At 68.5% G+C, this 1,452-nt stretch carries 1 protein-coding gene; it reads right to left on the reverse strand.

Annotated elements, in window-relative coordinates; genetic code table 11:
• Window positions 1-116: 116 nt before the first annotated feature.
• Window positions 117-1,382 carry an IS701 family transposase gene (locus PV342_RS40850; RefSeq protein ID WP_500321227.1) on the reverse strand — a complete coding sequence of 422 codons (1,266 nt, stop codon included), beginning with the start codon at window positions 1,380-1,382 and terminating at the stop codon, window positions 117-119.
• Window positions 1,383-1,452: the final 70 nt, after the last annotated feature.

Raw genomic sequence — 1,452 nt, forward strand, 5'->3', positions numbered from 1 at the left:
CCTAGTAGTGCTTGGTCAGGTTGGTATTGGGGTGGGTATGTCGCGGTGGCAGGTGGGGCAGGCGCCGGTCCAGGTGGCGAGGAGGATCTGCAGGTCGCGGACGACCTGGTAGAGGCTCAGGCCGGCGCCGCGTCTTTTGGGGCTCGGGCCAGTCGCTGCAGGGTGCAAAAGGCATGGGCGATGGAGACGAGGGTGACGTGGTGGTGCCAGCCGTTCCAGGTCCGGCCCTCGAAGTGGGCAAGGCCCAGGGCCTGCTTCATCTCCCGGTAGTCGTGCTCGATCCGCCAGCGGAGCTTGGCCAGACGGACCAGGGTGGTCAGCGCGGTGGTCTCCGGCAGGTCGGACAGCCAGAACTGGACCGGCTCCTTTTCACCCGCGGGCCACTCGGCCAGCAGCCAGCACGCCGGCAGCTCGACGCCGTCGGTGGCCTGCCGGATCTCACGTCCGGCGGGCCGGATCCGCAAGACGACGAACCTGGAGTAGATCCGCTTGACCCCTGAGCGGCCGGTGCCGGGCCGGGATCCCTCGCGCCACTGCACCGGCCGTGCCGCGCTCCGGCCTGCGGCGATGACCAGTTCCTTCACCGAGCGGGCAGGCTGGGGGTATTTCGGCACCGGCGGCCGGCCGGTCCCGCAGTACGGCTCGGCGACCGGTGCCGCATCGCCCGGCTGGGCCGACAGCGTGCTGGAGATTCCCACCAGGTAGTGCATGCCCCGCGCGTTCAGGCCGAGCCGGAAGGCCGCCGCGTCGCCGTATCCGGCGTCCGCGATCGCCAGCGGCACATCGATCCCCCACGAGCGGGTCTCATCGGCCATGTCCAAAGCGAGCTGCCACTTCTCGACATGCCCGACGTCCTCGGGGATGCCGCAGGACGTGCGGCGTGCGACCTTGTCCGGGTCTGCTTTCGGTGAGGCGGGATCCCAGGACGGGGGCAGGAACAGCCGCCAGTTCACGGTCGCCGAGGCATGGTCACGGGCCAGATGCAGCGAGACACCCACCTGGCAGTTGGTGACCTTGCCCGCGGTTCCGGTGTACTGCCGCGACACACACGCCGAGGCGTTTCCATCCTTCAGGAACCCGGTGTCGTCGAAGACCAGCACGGTCGGCCGGATCACCGATTCCATCTTCCACGCCAGACGCGCCCGCAGATGGGCCGGATCCCACGGACTGGTGGTGATGAAGTGGGCCAGCGCCTGCCGGTTGCCGTCCTGGCCCAGCCGCGCAGCCATCGGCTCGACCGACTTGCGCCGCGCGTCGGTCATCAGACCACGCAGATACACCTGCCCCCACCGGCGCTGATCCTTACGCGCAAACGGCTCGAACACCTCCGCCGCAAAGGCCTCCAACTCATCACGCACCGCAGCAACTTCGTCCGGACTCACACCTTCCCAACGCCACACCAGCCCGAAAAGACACGCACAGACTCAACCGACCTGACCAAGCACTACTAGT

The sequence above is a fragment of the Streptomyces sp. PA03-3a genome (assembly GCF_033792735.1).
In the GTDB taxonomy this organism is placed as follows: Bacteria; Actinomycetota; Actinomycetes; order Streptomycetales; family Streptomycetaceae; genus Actinacidiphila.